The 15,593-nt window shown below is 50.9% G+C and carries 18 protein-coding genes; 1 reads left to right on the top strand and 17 read right to left on the bottom strand.

Annotation, left to right across the window (positions count from 1 at the left end; genetic code table 11):
• Positions 1-70: 70 nt before the first annotated feature.
• Complete coding sequence (locus I5P96_RS06290; protein WP_223383590.1) at positions 71-427, bottom strand: TnpV protein; 357 nt, start codon at positions 425-427, stop codon at positions 71-73.
• A 130-nt stretch (positions 428-557) separates the two neighbouring features.
• On the opposite strand from I5P96_RS06290, the gene I5P96_RS06285 reads away from it, so the two are divergent.
• On the top strand, positions 558-1,280 hold the full coding sequence (locus tag I5P96_RS06285; RefSeq protein WP_223383589.1) for a hypothetical protein: 723 nt from the start codon (positions 558-560) through the stop codon (positions 1,278-1,280).
• 2 nt (positions 1,281-1,282) lie between these two features.
• Here the strand turns inward: I5P96_RS06285 and I5P96_RS06280 are convergent, their stop codons facing one another.
• The 16 genes from I5P96_RS06280 to I5P96_RS06205 form a co-directional block, all read right to left on the bottom strand.
• Complete coding sequence (locus I5P96_RS06280) at positions 1,283-1,444, bottom strand: hypothetical protein (protein ID WP_015537708.1); 162 nt, start codon at positions 1,442-1,444, stop codon at positions 1,283-1,285.
• 82 nt (positions 1,445-1,526) lie between these two features.
• Positions 1,527-1,856 (bottom strand): hypothetical protein, encoded by a 330-nt coding sequence (locus I5P96_RS06275; protein WP_223383588.1) that lies wholly within the window; start codon positions 1,854-1,856, stop codon positions 1,527-1,529.
• Positions 1,857-1,917: 61 nt separating this feature from the next.
• The gene (locus I5P96_RS06270) at positions 1,918-2,853 is read right to left on the bottom strand and encodes a hypothetical protein (protein WP_223383587.1); all 936 of its coding nucleotides are present in this window, start codon (positions 2,851-2,853) and stop codon (positions 1,918-1,920) included.
• Between the two features lie 21 nt (positions 2,854-2,874).
• Positions 2,875-3,597: an AAA family ATPase gene (locus I5P96_RS06265; RefSeq protein ID WP_005921747.1), complete on the bottom strand. Its 723-nt coding sequence runs from the start codon at positions 3,595-3,597 to the stop codon at positions 2,875-2,877.
• A gap of 33 nt (positions 3,598-3,630) precedes the next feature.
• Positions 3,631-3,990 (bottom strand): DUF2500 domain-containing protein, encoded by a 360-nt coding sequence (locus I5P96_RS06260; RefSeq protein WP_154259971.1) that lies wholly within the window; start codon positions 3,988-3,990, stop codon positions 3,631-3,633.
• A 1-nt stretch (position 3,991) separates the two neighbouring features.
• Complete coding sequence (locus I5P96_RS06255) at positions 3,992-4,339, bottom strand: DUF6054 family protein (protein ID WP_223383586.1); 348 nt, start codon at positions 4,337-4,339, stop codon at positions 3,992-3,994.
• Between the two features lie 86 nt (positions 4,340-4,425).
• Positions 4,426-5,175: an SDR family NAD(P)-dependent oxidoreductase gene (locus I5P96_RS06250; protein WP_223383585.1), complete on the bottom strand. Its 750-nt coding sequence runs from the start codon at positions 5,173-5,175 to the stop codon at positions 4,426-4,428.
• A gap of 110 nt (positions 5,176-5,285) precedes the next feature.
• On the bottom strand, positions 5,286-5,489 hold the full coding sequence (locus I5P96_RS06245; RefSeq protein ID WP_117930574.1) for a transposon-transfer assisting family protein: 204 nt from the start codon (positions 5,487-5,489) through the stop codon (positions 5,286-5,288).
• On the bottom strand, positions 5,479-6,750 hold the full coding sequence (locus I5P96_RS06240; RefSeq protein WP_223383584.1) for a YodL domain-containing protein: 1,272 nt from the start codon (positions 6,748-6,750) through the stop codon (positions 5,479-5,481). The genes I5P96_RS06245 and I5P96_RS06240 overlap by 11 nt, the downstream gene beginning before the upstream one ends.
• Positions 6,750-8,576 carry a DNA topoisomerase gene (locus tag I5P96_RS06235; protein ID WP_411703510.1) on the bottom strand — a complete coding sequence of 609 codons (1,827 nt, stop codon included), beginning with the start codon at positions 8,574-8,576 and terminating at the stop codon, positions 6,750-6,752. Before I5P96_RS06235 ends, I5P96_RS06240 begins: the two co-directional genes overlap by 1 nt.
• Positions 8,563-10,188 carry a recombinase family protein gene (locus I5P96_RS06230; protein WP_223383582.1) on the bottom strand — a complete coding sequence of 542 codons (1,626 nt, stop codon included), beginning with the start codon at positions 10,186-10,188 and terminating at the stop codon, positions 8,563-8,565. The genes I5P96_RS06235 and I5P96_RS06230 overlap by 14 nt, the downstream gene beginning before the upstream one ends.
• A gap of 93 nt (positions 10,189-10,281) precedes the next feature.
• Complete coding sequence (locus I5P96_RS06225; protein ID WP_117527459.1) at positions 10,282-10,464, bottom strand: hypothetical protein; 183 nt, start codon at positions 10,462-10,464, stop codon at positions 10,282-10,284.
• Between the two features lie 783 nt (positions 10,465-11,247).
• On the bottom strand, positions 11,248-12,822 hold the full coding sequence (gene mobQ / locus I5P96_RS06220; protein WP_117527543.1) for a MobQ family relaxase: 1,575 nt from the start codon (positions 12,820-12,822) through the stop codon (positions 11,248-11,250).
• 269 nt (positions 12,823-13,091) lie between these two features.
• Positions 13,092-13,409, bottom strand: a complete 318-nt coding sequence (locus I5P96_RS06215; protein ID WP_055185906.1) for a DUF3847 domain-containing protein — start codon at positions 13,407-13,409, stop codon at positions 13,092-13,094.
• A 75-nt stretch (positions 13,410-13,484) separates the two neighbouring features.
• Positions 13,485-14,753 carry a GHKL domain-containing protein gene (locus I5P96_RS06210; RefSeq protein WP_097785098.1) on the bottom strand — a complete coding sequence of 423 codons (1,269 nt, stop codon included), beginning with the start codon at positions 14,751-14,753 and terminating at the stop codon, positions 13,485-13,487.
• On the bottom strand, positions 14,750-15,448 hold the full coding sequence (locus I5P96_RS06205; protein WP_097783064.1) for a LytR/AlgR family response regulator transcription factor: 699 nt from the start codon (positions 15,446-15,448) through the stop codon (positions 14,750-14,752). The genes I5P96_RS06210 and I5P96_RS06205 overlap by 4 nt, the downstream gene beginning before the upstream one ends.
• Positions 15,449-15,593 lie beyond the last annotated feature (145 nt).

Genomic DNA, 15,593 nt, shown 5'->3' with positions numbered 1-15,593 from the left:
TTTTCGCTCTCCGCTCGGTCGATTTTTTCGATTTGCTGGGCTTCGGTGGGGAGGACGGCATCCAGAAAACTTAGCTGTAGATCAGCTCCGTCAGCACCAGTTCCTCGGCTTGCGCTTTCAGGCTGTTCATGTGCTGCACCCATGCCATCTGATTCTGCTCCTTGTCCGGGGCTGGGGTCTGTTTCAGAAGCTGCGCCATGGTCTGTTGCATCCGGTTCTCTGCTGTCTGCTCCACCTCCATCAGGTGTGGGTACAGGCTCCCGTTCAGGAGCATCGTGTTGTACAGCACCGGGCGATGCTCCTTCAGGTACGTCCGGCGCAGCCTGCCGTACTTGCCCAGCGGCTTCCGGGACTGGTTCAGAATCAGGTTCGGGAGCTGGTAGTCCCCGACGGTCGAGTAGGTCACGTTCCTGCTGTTCGTATTCATATTGGCTCCTTTCTGCATTGCGGCGGCGAATGGTTGTTTTGACGGTGCGCTCGATGTTCCGCAGCACCTCCCGGCTCATGTCGCTGACGGCTGCGCCGAGGGCGTAAACACTGTCTGGGGTGGAAAACTCGTGGATGGCTCGGAAGTCGTCCTTGTCGAACCACCCGGCAGGCTCAAAGCCGCAGCGTTCCAGCAGCGTGTAGGTGACGCTGATGGCGGCGGCGGACTTGAACTGCATCTCCACCCCGACATCATCATAATCCATCAAGAGCGAACCGTCAACGATGGCACGAATGTCCCCGCCGTTGTTGTCCCAGTAATCCGCCACCAGTTTCCCCGCAACATCCGCAAGCTGCTGGATGACACGCTCTCCGCTGATGCCGTAGGTCTTGCTCAACATTTCCGAAACCGGCTGCACCAAATCGGGACCGAGTTGCCACACTTCCGGGTCACGGGAATTGCGGCGCACCCCGGTGTCGCTTACGTCAAAGACGTAGTGCAGCCGGGGGAATCCGCTGGATTCGTCCAGCAGGGCGATGCCCTTGGCACCCCGGCGCACATAACGGTTCATCCGATTGTTCCAGATGTCAAAGTCGGCGCAGGCGGTGGCATCCGGGCGCTGGGCATAGATCATCAGTTGGGCTGCAAAGGGATACTTGTACAGTCGGGATGCAGTGGTCAGGTAGTCCGTCCAGCTTTCCCAGTACCGGGTCAAGCCGTTCGCCGTGCGCTGGGCAAGGGCGAGATATTCTTCGGTTTTGCTTGGCATTTTAGCCTCCTTTTCCAGATTTTAGAGTATAAAAATAGCGGGCAACCGTTTTGGGGCTGCCCGCTGGAAAGTGTATTGAGATAAGATTATTTGCTATTGTCCTTTATGTACTTCATAACGCAGCACCCCATCACGATGACAGGAAGCACTGTTCGTAAACCGAGGTCGCCGACCCGCACATTTGCATCAATCACAAGTCCTGCAAACCATGCCGCTAAAGTGAAAACAGTTGCCCAACCGTAACTCATAGAACTGTACTCCTTTATATGTGAATATTCAAAACTCTCTTCTCAGCTTCAGCTTTCATAGCTGCCCGCAAGGAACTCACATTTATTCGACTCGAATGTTTACCGGATTCAGTGTAAGGTTGCCTCCGCTCGCCACCTTATACCATTTGCCTCTTTCGAGTTTGATTCTTTCCGTTACGCCCTGTGTAATATATCCGATTCTATATTTTTCTCCAGTCTCTACATCGGTAAAGACCACCTCAGTATCACAATCACCGCTCACTTTTACAGTTCCCCAAAGTGGCTGTATTTGTTCTGTCTTTATGGTGCCTTCATCGTTTGAAAGGGTGAAAGTATGGCTTCTCTGAATATTGATATAAATCGCCACCAGAAAAACCGTTGCCAGACATAAAGCAAACCTTCTTGTTTTCATCGAAACACCTCCTGCAAATTCGGTTTTATCGAATCATATCACATAAGCGGACTCTTCAAACTTACAGCTCAGTTTCCACCGCAAGCTGCTCCTGCTTTTCTTTTTCGTCAGCGATTTGGACGTCAATATCTTCGCGCATCTTTTTCAGAAGTGCGAGGACTCGCTTGATTTGACCCTTGGTGTTTTCCACCCTGCTCTGTGCCTGATTGATGTGATCCAGAACTGCCCAGTCTGCAAAGAGGCCGTCAAAGAAGAAATCCGCAAATTTCAAAAAGCTGTCCACCGTAACCTGAAGGTCTGCGGTGATTTCAACATCGGAAAGTTCAGTTTTGAACCGCCGCAGTTCCACTTGGAGCTGTTCGATTTGTTCCTGTGCATCGTCCAGTTCCTCATACTTGGCAAGATCGGCCATCAAACCGCCGCCCATTACGTCCCATGTACTCCAGCCCTCGGCATTGTCGAGGGTTTCCAGAACTTCATTGACCGTATGCAGGGCGGTCTTTCCGGCGTTGATAGCTTCCAGCAGCTCCCGTTTTTGGACTTTCAGCGCGGCAATACGGCTTTCGCTTTCCGCAACCTGCTGTGCGGCAGGGTGGGCAGATGCTTTGATGCTTTTGATTTTTTCGGAAAGAGCAGCTTGATACTGCCTTTCGCAATCGGACAGCCGTGCCAACCTATTTTGAATTTGTGCTAAATCAGCATCAACGGAAGAAAGGTCATGGAGAGCCGCATCGTACTTGACACGGGCTGCATAGGCTTCCTGCCGTTCTTTGTCCAGCTTTTCATCCATCTTTCCGATGACCTGATAGAAAAATGCGGCAAGGCTGTGTTCCTCCAGACGGTCCACATCAGCCTGCTCTGCCAGCTTGGATTTTTCCAGCTTTTTCAGGCGGTCAGCAAGCGTATCTCTCTGGGCGGTCAGTTCTTTCTGTTTTGCTTCGCAGCTTTTCTTTTCAGCGACCTGCTGCCAAAGCTCTTTCAACGTAGAATCACTCATATGGAATGTCCTTTCCCGGCATTATGTTTCTTCGTTCAGAAGCTGGTTCAAAAAATGCTGCCGATTATTTACAAATGTTTTGGTGATAACGTAGCTGTCCGTATCTTCATACTGACAAGGATGAATCGTGCCATTGTCGAAGCTAAAAATCTCAGCATCAGGCATTCCGAGGAGAATGGGTGAATGTGATACGATAATGAATTGCGCCCCTTCTTGGGCACACCGATAAATGTTGATCAGTAACGTGAGCTGCCGCTGCGGGGATAAAGCGGCTTCCGGCTCGTCAAAAATATAGACTCCATCTGCACCCATGTAGTCCTGCGCAATGGCGAGGAAACTTTCACCGTGTGATTTTTGGTGATAGCCTTTGGATGGATGATCGTCATCGGAATAGTCGATTTCCTTGGTGGCTACATTATAGAAACTCTCTGCTCGGAGAAAATACCCGAACTTTGGTCTGCGATACCCCTTGGAAATCGTCATAGCCTCACATAGTTCCGAATGGGAGTTGTATGTGGAAAATGAATAGTTCTTCGTTCCACCCTCTGCGTTGAAGCCGTAAGCAACAGCGATTGCTTCCAGAAGCGTAGATTTTCCACTTCCATTTTCGCCAACAAAGAACGTAATGGGCTTATGGAATGTAAAAGTGTCGATTCCACTGATGGCAGGAATCTGACGAACATAATTGTATGGGCGAACTCTGTTCCAGTCGATGGTCAGCCCTTGGATAAACAAATCGTTCATACAGCACTCCATACTATATAATGTAAGAAACACTTAGCTCCGCTCAAACCCAAGATAGCGGGTGCCCTGAAAACTCAGCTTTCCAATGTCGCCCTCCACAAGCATTCCGTAGTCCGAACCACTTACGGTAAGCTCCATGCGGTCGCCGCTCTCTACCTGAAAGGTCACATAATAGGTCGTGAACGTGTGCGCCATCGTATTGTCTGTATGGTGGCGAGAAACTTCCGTTCGCTTTGCCACCACCGTTGCCGGAACGGTCAGCCGCGGCGAATGGTTGTTTTTATTCCATGTGCTGATATTTCCGATGATGGTGTATAGGATCATACCCAAAACCACAAGGAACAGGATGGGAAACAGAATGCTGAACAGCATATCAATTCCAGCGTAAAACATCTTATTCCTCCAAAATTTCTTCCAGCAGGTTCTTTACGTCCTCCAGAAAGGATTCTTCTCCGATGGTATTCACTTTGAAAAACACTGCCTGACTGCCGCCCGCCGTAATCGCAGACAGCCGGATGGGGCCGTCCCCATTCTGGAACATGGTCAACGTCAGGCTCAGGCGGTTGCCGCCCATCATGCTGTACCGCTCAAATACACGGACACTGCACCGAGCATCGCCCTCTTTGAAATCACTGCCTGCCTCTAAATCTGCCGACCAACTGCTGTCCGGAATTTCCTGTTCCAGCTTCCGAAGCAGTTTGTCAAAATTCTTGTTTCGGATGGTCTTTTCAAAGATTGCCATAATGGTTCCTCCGTTATGCCAACGAAATTCGGTTCCTTTATCTGGAATACGAGCGAAGCTGCCGAAAAATTGCAGAGAAGCTCCTCTCAATAACCGAAAGCCAGTGCGCCGCCATCCACGGCAAAATCCTGTCCGGTGATGTAAGCGGCACCATCGCCCACCAGGAACTCGGCCATCTTACCCAAGTCGCGGGTGTCACCGTAGGCGTGCAGCGGCATCCGGTTCAGAATTTTCTGCTCCCGGGCTGCGTCCACTACCTGCTCGTTCATTTTGCTGCGGAACCACCCCGGCGCGATGCTGTTGACGGTGATGTTGTCCTGCGCCCACTCCACGGCCAGAGCGCGGGTCATCGCCAGCACAGCGCCCTTGCTGGCACAGTACGGCACCACCTCGCTGAAGCCCAGATGGGCGCTCATGCTGGTGATGTTGATGATGCGGCCCTTGTCCGCACTTTTCTTCAGATAGGGGTAGCAAATCACACTCATCTGGAACAGATATTTGACATTCACATTCATGATATTATCAAACTGCTCCATGGGAAAGTCCTCGGCCCGGCATTTATAGCTGACGCCTGCGTTGTTTACCAGAAAATTCAGGCAGTCGTTATGCTTTGCGGCCAGCTCCGCCACCAGTGTTTTCATAGCTTCTGCATTGCCGATGTCCCCCTGCAGATGGACAACGCCCGGTGCACTTTCGCCTACACCCTCTTTGGGCTTGCCGGTGCGGCTGATGACATAAACTGTCGCGCCGGCCTGAGCCAGCACATTTGCGATCTGGAAACCGATCCCGCTGCTGCCGCCGGTCACGATACCGGTCTTTCCCTTCAAACCTGCCATAAAAAGCACCTCTTATCTTTTATCTGCGACCTGAAAGCTGTCAGCTTCAGTATATCATACCTTTGCAGGATGCGAAAGCTCTTATGTACGCCGCCCGCAGGCGGCAAAAATCAGTTCATTGGAAATTCCAGTCCTGCAAACTCGGCATCCGTCAGCCGTTTCAGCTTTTCAATGACCTGCTCTGACAGTTCCCGCAAAGCAGTTTCATCCGGCATCAGGTAGCACTGCATCAGCCGCAGCTCCCGCACTAGCCCCTGCCGGGTGCCGGTATTGTAGAGCATCATCAGCATCAGTTCTTCGTGGTTAAAGTTCATGGGCATCCCTCACTTTCCGGCATACCGTGGGATTGCACTCCGGGGCATCGCACTTTTCCCTGAGATTCATCAGCACCGAGGTGCGCTCCTGCTTTTTATCCAGAAACCGCGGCAGTTCCTTGAAGCCGATGCTGTCCACATAATGCGCTGAAATTTTCCCATCCTGATTCAGCATGATCACATCACTGACCGACAGGCTGTGCCCATGGTAATTCAGAGGGCGGGCACAGTTGAATTTCTGGTACAACTGTTCCAACAGCTCTGCCTGCGGAACGCTGCGCTTTCCTTCCGGGAGATTGCCCCGGTAAAGGATCTCGTAATTTTCAATGGACGGAGCGATGTTCTGCTTGTTCAGATAGCGCATGGCGGCAAAGCGCAGCGCAGGGTCTGCATCCTGATGCAGCTGCATGACCAGATAGCAGTCGTGGCCGCTTTGCTGGAATTGCTTCATCCGGTATGACTGGATCTCGTTTCGGTCTGCGAGCTTCTGGGCAAACTCCTCTTGCGTGAGCGTGATGCAGTCCTTGTTCCGTAGGTTGTGAGTGTACATAATTTCGTCCCGCACTTCTTCGATCATCAGTTCGGGCGCGTCAATTTTCCCACGCTCCAACAGGCAGCAGTCGCCCTGATAGAGCGCATACTCCCACGAGCCATTATCTGCCGCCTGCACAGTGAGATAATAGTCGTATTCCAGATTCCACGCCCGCTGCTCCTGCTGCGTTAAAGGTTCCGGCTCTACGATGGCATGACTGCGTGCCATGCGCTCTGCAAATTCGCAGATGTGCTGCACAGAGGAACCAATCTTCATGTGATAGTCATCGAGATATTCGACCTTCTCGGAACGCTGGTGCCCATCCGGGTAGGTCATCTGCACCACGCTGCCGTCCGGCACCCGGAACAGCTCATTGTACTGCGGGTCAATGAACCGCACATCGTTCTCCGGCAGAGAGCGCGGGGCTAGATTCCTGCGCCTGCGAACCCCGGAGCGAAACTTCTCTAAGGTCGTAACCGCAACATTCTGAATCCTCCCCACAGGCTCATCCTGATGCTCTGCCAGATAGTACGCACGGGCAGTCTCGATGCGCCGCTGGGTGTTGCCCAGAGCTTCCCGCGGAATCTGCCCTTCCTCCACCGGGAGCGGGCTATTCTTGTCAAAAACCTCGTACCCGACACCTTGGAGATTTTCCCGCAGATGCAGATACGTCTGCTCGTTGAGGAGGTAGACCGCCTCGTTGTCCTTTATCACGGCATCATCCTTCATCAGCAGCCCCCATTCTCAAATTCCAGACTGAACTTGCTGCGGCCATCCGCTTCACAGGACAGCAGCACGGTGGCGTTGTAGGTCTTGCCCTTGGCACTCTTGCAGTCCTTCAGGCGGACCCGACCATCCCGCAGCAGCTTGTCCGCCACATGAGCGTCCAGCCGCTTGCCTAGCCGCTTAAAGAACGCATTGTCCTTCCACAGCACAAAGCGGCACTCCCGGTTCTCGCAGAACCAGCCCTTTTCACGCTCCACAACATTTGCACCACAGTTGGGGCAGACACCGATGATTTTGTTTTTCATAAGCGCATTCGCTCCTTTCGCAGCCTCGGTGGTCGTTACCAGCGAGGAGATCATCTCTTTGATTTCAGTCATAAAAGTTTCTGGCTCCATTTCGCTGCGCTCGATTTGCAGCAGTTTTGTTTCCCAATCAGCGGTCATTTCCGGGGATTGGATTTCTTCGGGCATCACAGTGATGAGGGCTTTTCCCTTATCCGTGGGCAGCAGCACCTTGGTTTTCTTGGTGCCTTTCCGTTCCAGAAAGCCCTTCTGCACCAGCTTTTCGATAGTGGCGGCACGGGTTGCTGGAGTGCCGATACCCTGACGCTCCACACCCTCCGGCATACTATCCGCACTGGCAGTTTCCATCGCATGAAGTAGAAGGTCCTCGGTAAAATGCTTCGGCGGCGAGGTCTGCCCCTCTTTCAGTTCGGCGTTGAGGATGCCGCACTCGTTTTCCGCTGCGTTGGGCAGGGCGGTGAGTTCCTGTTTCCGGTTCAGGATGTCTGCCAGCACCTTGCGCTCCACTGCTTTCCAGCCTTCCTCCAGAATCTCCTTGCCCTTGGCGGTAAATTTCTCCCCGGCACATTCGGTGGTCAGCAGGGTTTCCAGATAACGGAAGGGCTTGCTGACTGCCATCAGCGTCCGGGCGATGATGAGCTTCAGGACGTTCTGCTCCCCCTTGGGCAGTGAGCCCAGATCGGCTTGCAGCATACTGCGAGTGGGCAGAATGGCGTGGTGGTCGGTGACTTTTTCCCTGTTGACGGTGCGCCGTGTCCGGGGCACCGCCTCGTCCACATCTTCCGGGGCAATGTCGAGAAAACTTTCCAACTCCTCGGTCAGTTCCTCCAGCATTTCCTCGTCATCGTCGGTGATATAGCAGCTATCAGTTCTGGGATAAGTGGTAAGTTTCTTCTCATACAGGCTCTGCACATAGTCCAGCGTCTGCTGTGCGCTGTATCCCAACAGGCGGTTGGCATCTCGCTGAAGGGTGGTCAGATCGTACAGCGGCGGCGGATTTTCGGATTTTTCCTTGCGGGTGATGCGCTGGATCGTTGCTACCATCTCCTTTCGGCAGGCTTCCAGCAGGTTTTCGGCAACGGATTTTTCGGGAATACGGCGGCTGGATGCCGTGCAGCCGCTGGTCAGTTCCAGATTCACCGTGTAGAATTTCTCCGGCACAAAGGCAGCGATGGCGGCTTCCCGCACCACCGTCATGGCAAGCACCGGAGTCATAACACGTCCCACCGCCAAGGGCTGGTTGTACAGACACGAAAAAAGCCGGGACGCATTGATGCCGACCATCCAGTCGGCACGTTCCCGGCAGAGTGCTGCATTGTACAGCGCATCGTATTCAGTTGATGGTTTCAGGTTGGCGAAGCCCTCCCGGATAGCGTTTTCCTCCATGCTGGACAGCCACAGGCGAGAAAAGGGCTTTTTGCAACCTGCTTGCTGGTACACCAAACGGAAGATCAGTTCTCCCTCGCGTCCTGCATCTGTTGGATAGTTCTCGGAGGTGACTTTTCTGACGTTGTTACTCAATGGCATCCAATGGGCCGATAAAGCGGTAGAAAATCTGGATTTTCTGGACGTATTCGCCATCGACCTTTTCCGCTTTGGATACCAGAATCTTGTCGATCAGCTGGTGCAGAATCTTATAGTTCAGTTCGGTGATGCCAGCATACTTGCTGACTTCATCAATAAAATCCTGAATCTTATCCATCTGATCGTGTTCAGCACGACCTTCCTGTTCGTACTGCTCGATTTTTTCGGTCAGTTCAGCCTGTTCCTTGTCATAGCGATCTGCAAGCATTTGAAAACGTTTCTCCGGGAGAAGCCCCTTTGACACATCCTCATAAAGTTTTGCGTACAAATCTTCGATTTCTGCGATTCTTGCTTTACACTGTTTCAATTCCCGCTTGTGCTGCGCCCGGTCAGAAGATACCCGAAGGTGCATCTGGTCTGCAATTTTTCGCACAAGGGCGTCTCGGTTGCCCACAGCGGCCTTTGCGTGTGCCTGAATGTCAGCAAGGACAGCTTCATGCAAAACACGGGCTTCCAAGTTGTGAGAGGCGCAGGCTTTCGCACCATACTTCCGATAAGTGCTGCAACAATAAAATGTCTGATCCAAAATGTTATTGCGTTTGCGGCGGGCTTCAACTTTGACCAACATTGTTCTGCCACAATCTGCGCAGCGAACGATTCCTTTGAAGATGTTGTCGTATTCGGTCTTATCGCACATAAAACTACCGGAACGGCTATAAAGGATTCGCTGCACATTCTCCCAACGGTCTTGTGGGATGATTGCTTCATGCGTGTTCGGAACAATAGCACGTTCTTCAAAAGGGATATAACGTCGCTTCTTGGATTTCATGGACACAGTAGGTTTTGCTTCATAGATGATGTGTCCGGCGTAGACCGGGCTGTGCAGAATTTGACTGACATAGGCAGAATCCCAATCATACATCTTTTCATCATCGACAAAGCGACCAAACATCTCTTTTTTGTAGTAGCACGGCTTCAGGATTTTCTCATCGTGAAGCCGTTTGGCGATACGGTGAAGCCCAAGTCCTTCCTCCGCCAATGAATAGAGATACTCAACAACAGGGGCGGTATTCGGGTCGATCACAAGGTGGTTGTGGTCGGCAGGGTCTTTCTGATAGCCAAACGGTGCGCCGCTGGAGATATACTTCCCACTTTTCTTGCGTGTCCGAAGAGCACTCTTGATTTTACGGGAAGTATCCTTGGCATACATTTCATTGATGATGTTTCTGAACGGAGCAATATCCATCTGGGATTGCTCGTTGGAATCGTAACCATCGTTGATTGCAATATAGCGGACACCGTGTTCCGGAAAAAAGATTTCCATATACGTTCCGGTTTCGATGTGGTTGCGTCCAAGTCTGGATTGGTCTTTGGTAATGACGGTCGCTACCTTTCCATCCCGGATATCATCCAGCAGTTCTTGAAAGGCAGGACGGTCAGAGTTCGTTCCACTGTAACCATCATCGACATAGTACTGGCAATTTCCGAAACCGTTGCGTGTGGCATACTCCATAAGCATCGCCTTTTGTGTGCGGATGCTCAGGCTTTCATGGGCTGACCCGTCATCTTTTGACAGGCGGCAGTATAAAGCGGTTACTTTTTTGTCCTTTTCCATGTGTACCTCCATAATGGAAAAGAGACCTCATCAATCACATTGTATCGAAACCTGTGCGATGATGCAAGCTCTTTTCCGCAGTAAAACGTCCAATTAGCCAGCTGCAAGATACGATTCGGCAGTTTTCCGAATTTCTTCCTCTGCAAGCCGTTGAAAAAGCGTGTTCATCGGCACATTGCCAATATAGTGGCGTTCTACGATCAGACGCACGGACTTCGGACTTCTCGGCGCACGGCTGCGTTCAGCAGACTTCTTCTCGGATTTTTCTTTGTTCAAGGGCAAACCTCCTGTTCATGTGCTGCAAGTGCGGAAAGGAATGGACTCCAATCGTCTTTCTCCTCTTGTTTTACCCCCGCTGATTGGGCGGAAGGTTCCGTTGAGGAAGCGGATGTAACGAGAGCCGGCATCTCCTCCAGCTCCCCATCGCAGGCGGGCTTGAACAAACTCGTCTGCGTTAATATGATATAGGTCTCCCATATTCGCCCTCGGCTCCCTAGGAGTGGGGAATCGTCCGGCAGCGGATTTTTACCGCATCATTGGCATTTCAGCCACCCCGTCTTCGTCATGACCGGGCTGCGAGTTACAGAAGTACCTTTTGTGACGTACCGGACGATTGAACTATTCTGTTGTCAAAGAACGTATGGAAAATCTGCGGAAGTTGGGTTTCCAAAAAATCAGCTTCTATATACGAGCCATCGAGAGGAGCTAAAAGACACCCTCGCTTTTAAGAATTCACAAAAAGTTCATAAGTAGTCTTAGCCGTGAGTTTTCTGAAACCGGGACGTTGCATACGCCGGAAATAAAAAAAGATCGCTCAATAGGTAGCCGACGAGAACAGCGGTTTCGTAGCATCCGAAGCAGGATTGTAATCAAATTGTTGCATTTAGAAATGCTCACCTTGAAATTCTTCTCTCACTTGGTAGGCATCGAGAAAGACCTTTAGACACCCATAATTTTGAGAATTAACAAAAAAGTCACATTTGGATTGTTTTACAATGTAAAAAAATCTATGTATTCCTGCCACAGACTGCAATGACACATCAGTGGCAGAAATATGATTTAGAGCGATTCTTCGCGGTTCATGGCGGTAATCGCTTTGTGTTTTGATTTTTCTTGCTGAAGCTGCTCCAACTGCTTCAGCACAGATTCTTTCTCTGGGGTCTTGCCGCCCGGTGCGGAAAGCTGCTGCTTATTCAGCACAAGGTCGATATACTTGCGCACATTTTTCAGTGCGGTCAGGTCAGGCTGCAAAGTTTCCAGCTGGCTGCGCAGCTCTGCGCTGCCCGATTGCAGCGCAGAAAATTCGGCATCCAATGCCGAAAAATCCACGGTCGTGCCGCCGTTCAGCTTCATCAGAGTGCGGACAGCTTTATTGAAAGCGTCCAGTTCTTCTTTGTGCTGGGCTGCATAGGCATCCTTTGTCAGCTTGAAGTTCTTCTTTAGAAAGGTATCGTGGATGGGCTTCAGCTTGGCATGGATGGCAGCAGCGTCCTTGATCTGGGCGATTGCCCGCATCCGGTTCTCGTTCTGCTTCAACTGCTTACGCAACGGGGCGGCGGTCTGGCTCAGGTCTTTGATTGCAGCGTTCAAGTCCTCGACCGTGTTCAGCGAGTGGGCTTTCAGATAATCAACAGCCTGCATGACTTCGTTGAGGTCACGGGCAGAACATTTCAGTTGCGCCTTGCTCGACCAATCGCTGCGCTGCTCATTGCGGAGATTGAAATAGTCCACCAGAAGATCGGACAGCGTTGGCTCCTTGGCCTGTTCCAGTGCGTCCAGAAGAATCTGCTTCTTTTCGGTCAGGTCTGCGATCCAGCGTTGCAGACCTCGGATAGTGCTGCGAATGGACTGCATCAGGCTGTTGGCCGCGCGAATATCCCGGTTGAGATTTCCGAGAAAGGTTTCGATTCCTCGCTTTTCCATCTGGTGAGCAGCGGGGCCGAGATGGACGGTCGGAATCTGCTGCACTCCCTGACGCTCGAATGAGCGGAGGTCAACACGTTCCGGTCTGCCAGCGGCTTCAAGATAGTGGTTTGTAACAACTTCCCAACTGTGCCGCCAGACCTCGGCATACTTCTGGTCGTTCCAGTCCACCGTGTTCTCCTTGTGGCATTTCCAGTTGCCGGATGGGAGCTGGATGCGCTCGCTGTTTTCGTCAAGGTCGTAAACCTTGCGGGCTTTCGGCAACCACTTGCCGTGTTCGTCCATTGCCCGGATGGTCAGCAGAATGTGGGCGTGTGGGTTCCCATCGCCTTTGTCATGGATGGCGAAGTCAGCAATCATGCCCTTGGAAACGAACTGCTCTTTGCAAAATTCTTTGAGCATGGGAAGATACTGGTCTTTCGGAACTTCTCTCGGAAGTGCCAGCACGATGCGGCGGGCAAGCTGCGAGTTCCATTGATTTTCAACGGATTCTACTGCGTTCCAGAGCGTTGCCCGGTCTGCATATCCGGGCGGCGCATGGGGCGGCAGCATGATCTCGGAGTGGACGAGTTCTTTCTTCTTGTTGTAGAATTTCGTTTTCTGGTCGTATTCGCTGAACAGCCGTTCGCCGCTCTGGTAGGCTGCGCCAGCAACAGCGGACTGCCCTTGGCTGCGTTTTACGATGGTGATTTTGAAATGCGGACACGAAATAGGCATCACCCCCAAACAAAAAGACCGCCCAGCAAGATAGTTCTTGTTGAACGGTCGGAAATCGTATTCGGTTTTGCTCGCCGCCTTGATGCGGAGTGCTGCGCACTTCGGGGCAAGGCGGGATCCGCAAAAGGATAGCTGCAAGGCAGCGCAAGGAAAATGCAGTTTTCCTTGGGATGGAATCGGGCTGGCGAACAAACGCCAGCTTCGATTTCATCGAGCCGTCTGCAAGACCGCAATTTCACCGGAACGGTGTATAATTGCGCCCTTTATTCTAAAGGGTTTGAAACGCTGCGGCGTTCCTGCAAGTCGTGAATCATCTTTGCAAGTGCCAGCGCAACTTCTGGTTGACGGAACGCAATTTTCAGCAGCTCCATCACCTGATCGTTGGTGAGTTCTTCCGGCGCAATCAGAAAACTTTCCAGCATTCCGGCACGGGTACACAGACGATGCACACGGGCTTTGCGGGTCAGCTCCGGTATCTGATGTTCCAGAATTTTCTCACGGTGCTTGTAGTAGCGTAGCTGCTGCTCCGCTTTGGCTTTTTCGCTGCGGAGATAGGCAAGGTCGGATTTGGGCTGGGTCATAGCATCACGCTCCTTTACAAAATAAAGAGCCAAACAATCAGTATAAAGGCTGATCATTTGGCTGTGGAAACATATTTAATTTTCGCAGTTCAAGCGAACTTGAACCGTAAATACACCGTCTTTCTTTTTCGTGTAGAAGTCACCATGGTTTTCCTGAACGATACGGTTTATATTTTTTAGCCCGTAACCATGATGTTCTCCGATGCGGATTCCGCGAGAAGTATCACTGTATGGGTTTTCCAGCCGATAGAAAAGGCTCCGATATTGTTTGCGCAGCTGTAAATGGATGGTTCGCTGTTCCGCTGGCAGACTGCAACAGGCTTCAATGGCATTGTCAAATGTATTTCCGAGGATGATGCTCAAAGACAGCGATGAGATCGTCAGAACTTCAGGAATCGTCACATCCAGTTTGACCTTGATGTTATTCTTCTCTGCGATGCGTAGGTAATAATTCAAAAGAGCATCAACAACAGGGTTTCCGACAGCAGAAACATTTGTGGAACGCTCAAAAATATCCGTGGCAGCTTGTGCAATCTTGTGAAGTTCTTCGGTATCGCCGTGTTCTGCAACTGCCTGCATCGCCAGAATGTATTTCTTCACATCATGCCGTAGAGAACGGACTTCTTCCTGACGTTCTTTGAGCTGCTGGTAGTATTCCATTTGAAGATTGTACTGCTGCTCATTGAACTTGGCTTTGAATTTTTCCAGTTCATTTTCCCGGAGAGCTTCCACATAGAACACGATCAGGATGTTTATAAGGAGAAGCACAGCCATAAGGCCGACCATATAATCCGGGAAATACTCATCCGCAGCATGATACTGTGCCACATAACAGACAGCGATGCTTGCGATTTGAATCGCAATAATTGGCAACAGCCATAGGATGCGCAGAGCATTTCCCTTTCGACTGAAAAAATGTGAGATCAGGACTACAAGTGGAACTTGAATCAGGTTTGAAAAAACAACATAAACCAACCGTGCTGCCCCAGCCTGCATCAGAATATCGGTATCAGGGATGCGCAGCCCGATCAGGAGCATTGCAAGCACTTCCACCAAAGCAATCAGCGTAAAGAAAGCTCCGCTTGCAAAAACCGCCTGCCATGGTCGCACTTCGTAAAACAGCAGTGCGAGGAAAAATCCGCCAACTAAAAGATAGATCGTGCGCTGCGTTACCCAGTCCGGGAATAAGCTTAGTGCACACTGGCCAGCGATCATAAGCACAACATACACATAGAACCATTTTGAAACGGGCTCCTTTTTAGGAAATAGCCGACCGATAAAAAGCAGCAACAGAGCGATGTTGGCAAAGCTCCCTGCAAACTCAACGAAATAATAAAGTATCATCTTCCCAAATAAGCGTTAAAGTTCTGATTGAACTCCTGACGCTTCCTCCTGCTGATCGGTAGCTGATGTCCGCTGGAAAGAAAAACAGCGGTTCCAGTAGCGTAAACAATGTGTTCCATATTGACAAGATAACTTTTGTGTGGCGACACGAAGCATCGTTTGGGAAGCTGCTCCAAGGCTTCAGGAATGCTCATTCTCAATGTAAGGTCTTGCTCCTTGCAGTGGATCAGAACTTTATGTCCGTGGCTTTCCAGAAAGTAAATATCTGATGTTTCCAAGGACATGGTGACACCATCGTATTCGATTGTGAAATGTTTGGAGTTCAGTTCCTGAAGGACAGCGTCCATCGCCGCAGCGAACAGCGTCTGATCCAAAGGTTTGACAAGGTAGCGGAATGCAATGCCATATCCCTGCACAGCATACTCGTGCCGCTTCGTGACAAATACCACCAAGGGATGCTTCTCCATTTGAATCAGGGATTGTGCCAGCTGAAAACCGTTGGATGGCATCTCAATGTCGAGCAGCAGCAAATCGAAGGATTTCTTCTGCATTTGCAATTCGCTCAGAAGTTCGTTTCCGTCCATGTAAGTTTCAATGTCAAAGCAACCTTGCACATCGTATCGCTGGACGCTTTGAACAATACCATCAAGGTCTGACTTCTCATCATCGCAGACTGCAACGTGGTACTTCAGCATTTCGACAACCTCCACAAAATAATGTTCTGATACTATTATAGACTGTGCAAAGGCTCCTTACAAGTAGCCTGACTTACCACTTTTGTCACCAGAACGACCGGTTTTGCCAAACCTCTTGATTTTGTTGAAATTTATGATACAGTGA

The sequence above is a fragment of the Faecalibacterium prausnitzii genome, from assembly GCF_019967995.1.
Lineage (GTDB): Bacteria > Bacillota > Clostridia > Oscillospirales > Ruminococcaceae > Faecalibacterium > Faecalibacterium prausnitzii_E.
The sequence above is the reverse complement of the archived record's forward strand: the minus strand, read 5'-3'. Positions and strand labels throughout refer to the sequence as shown.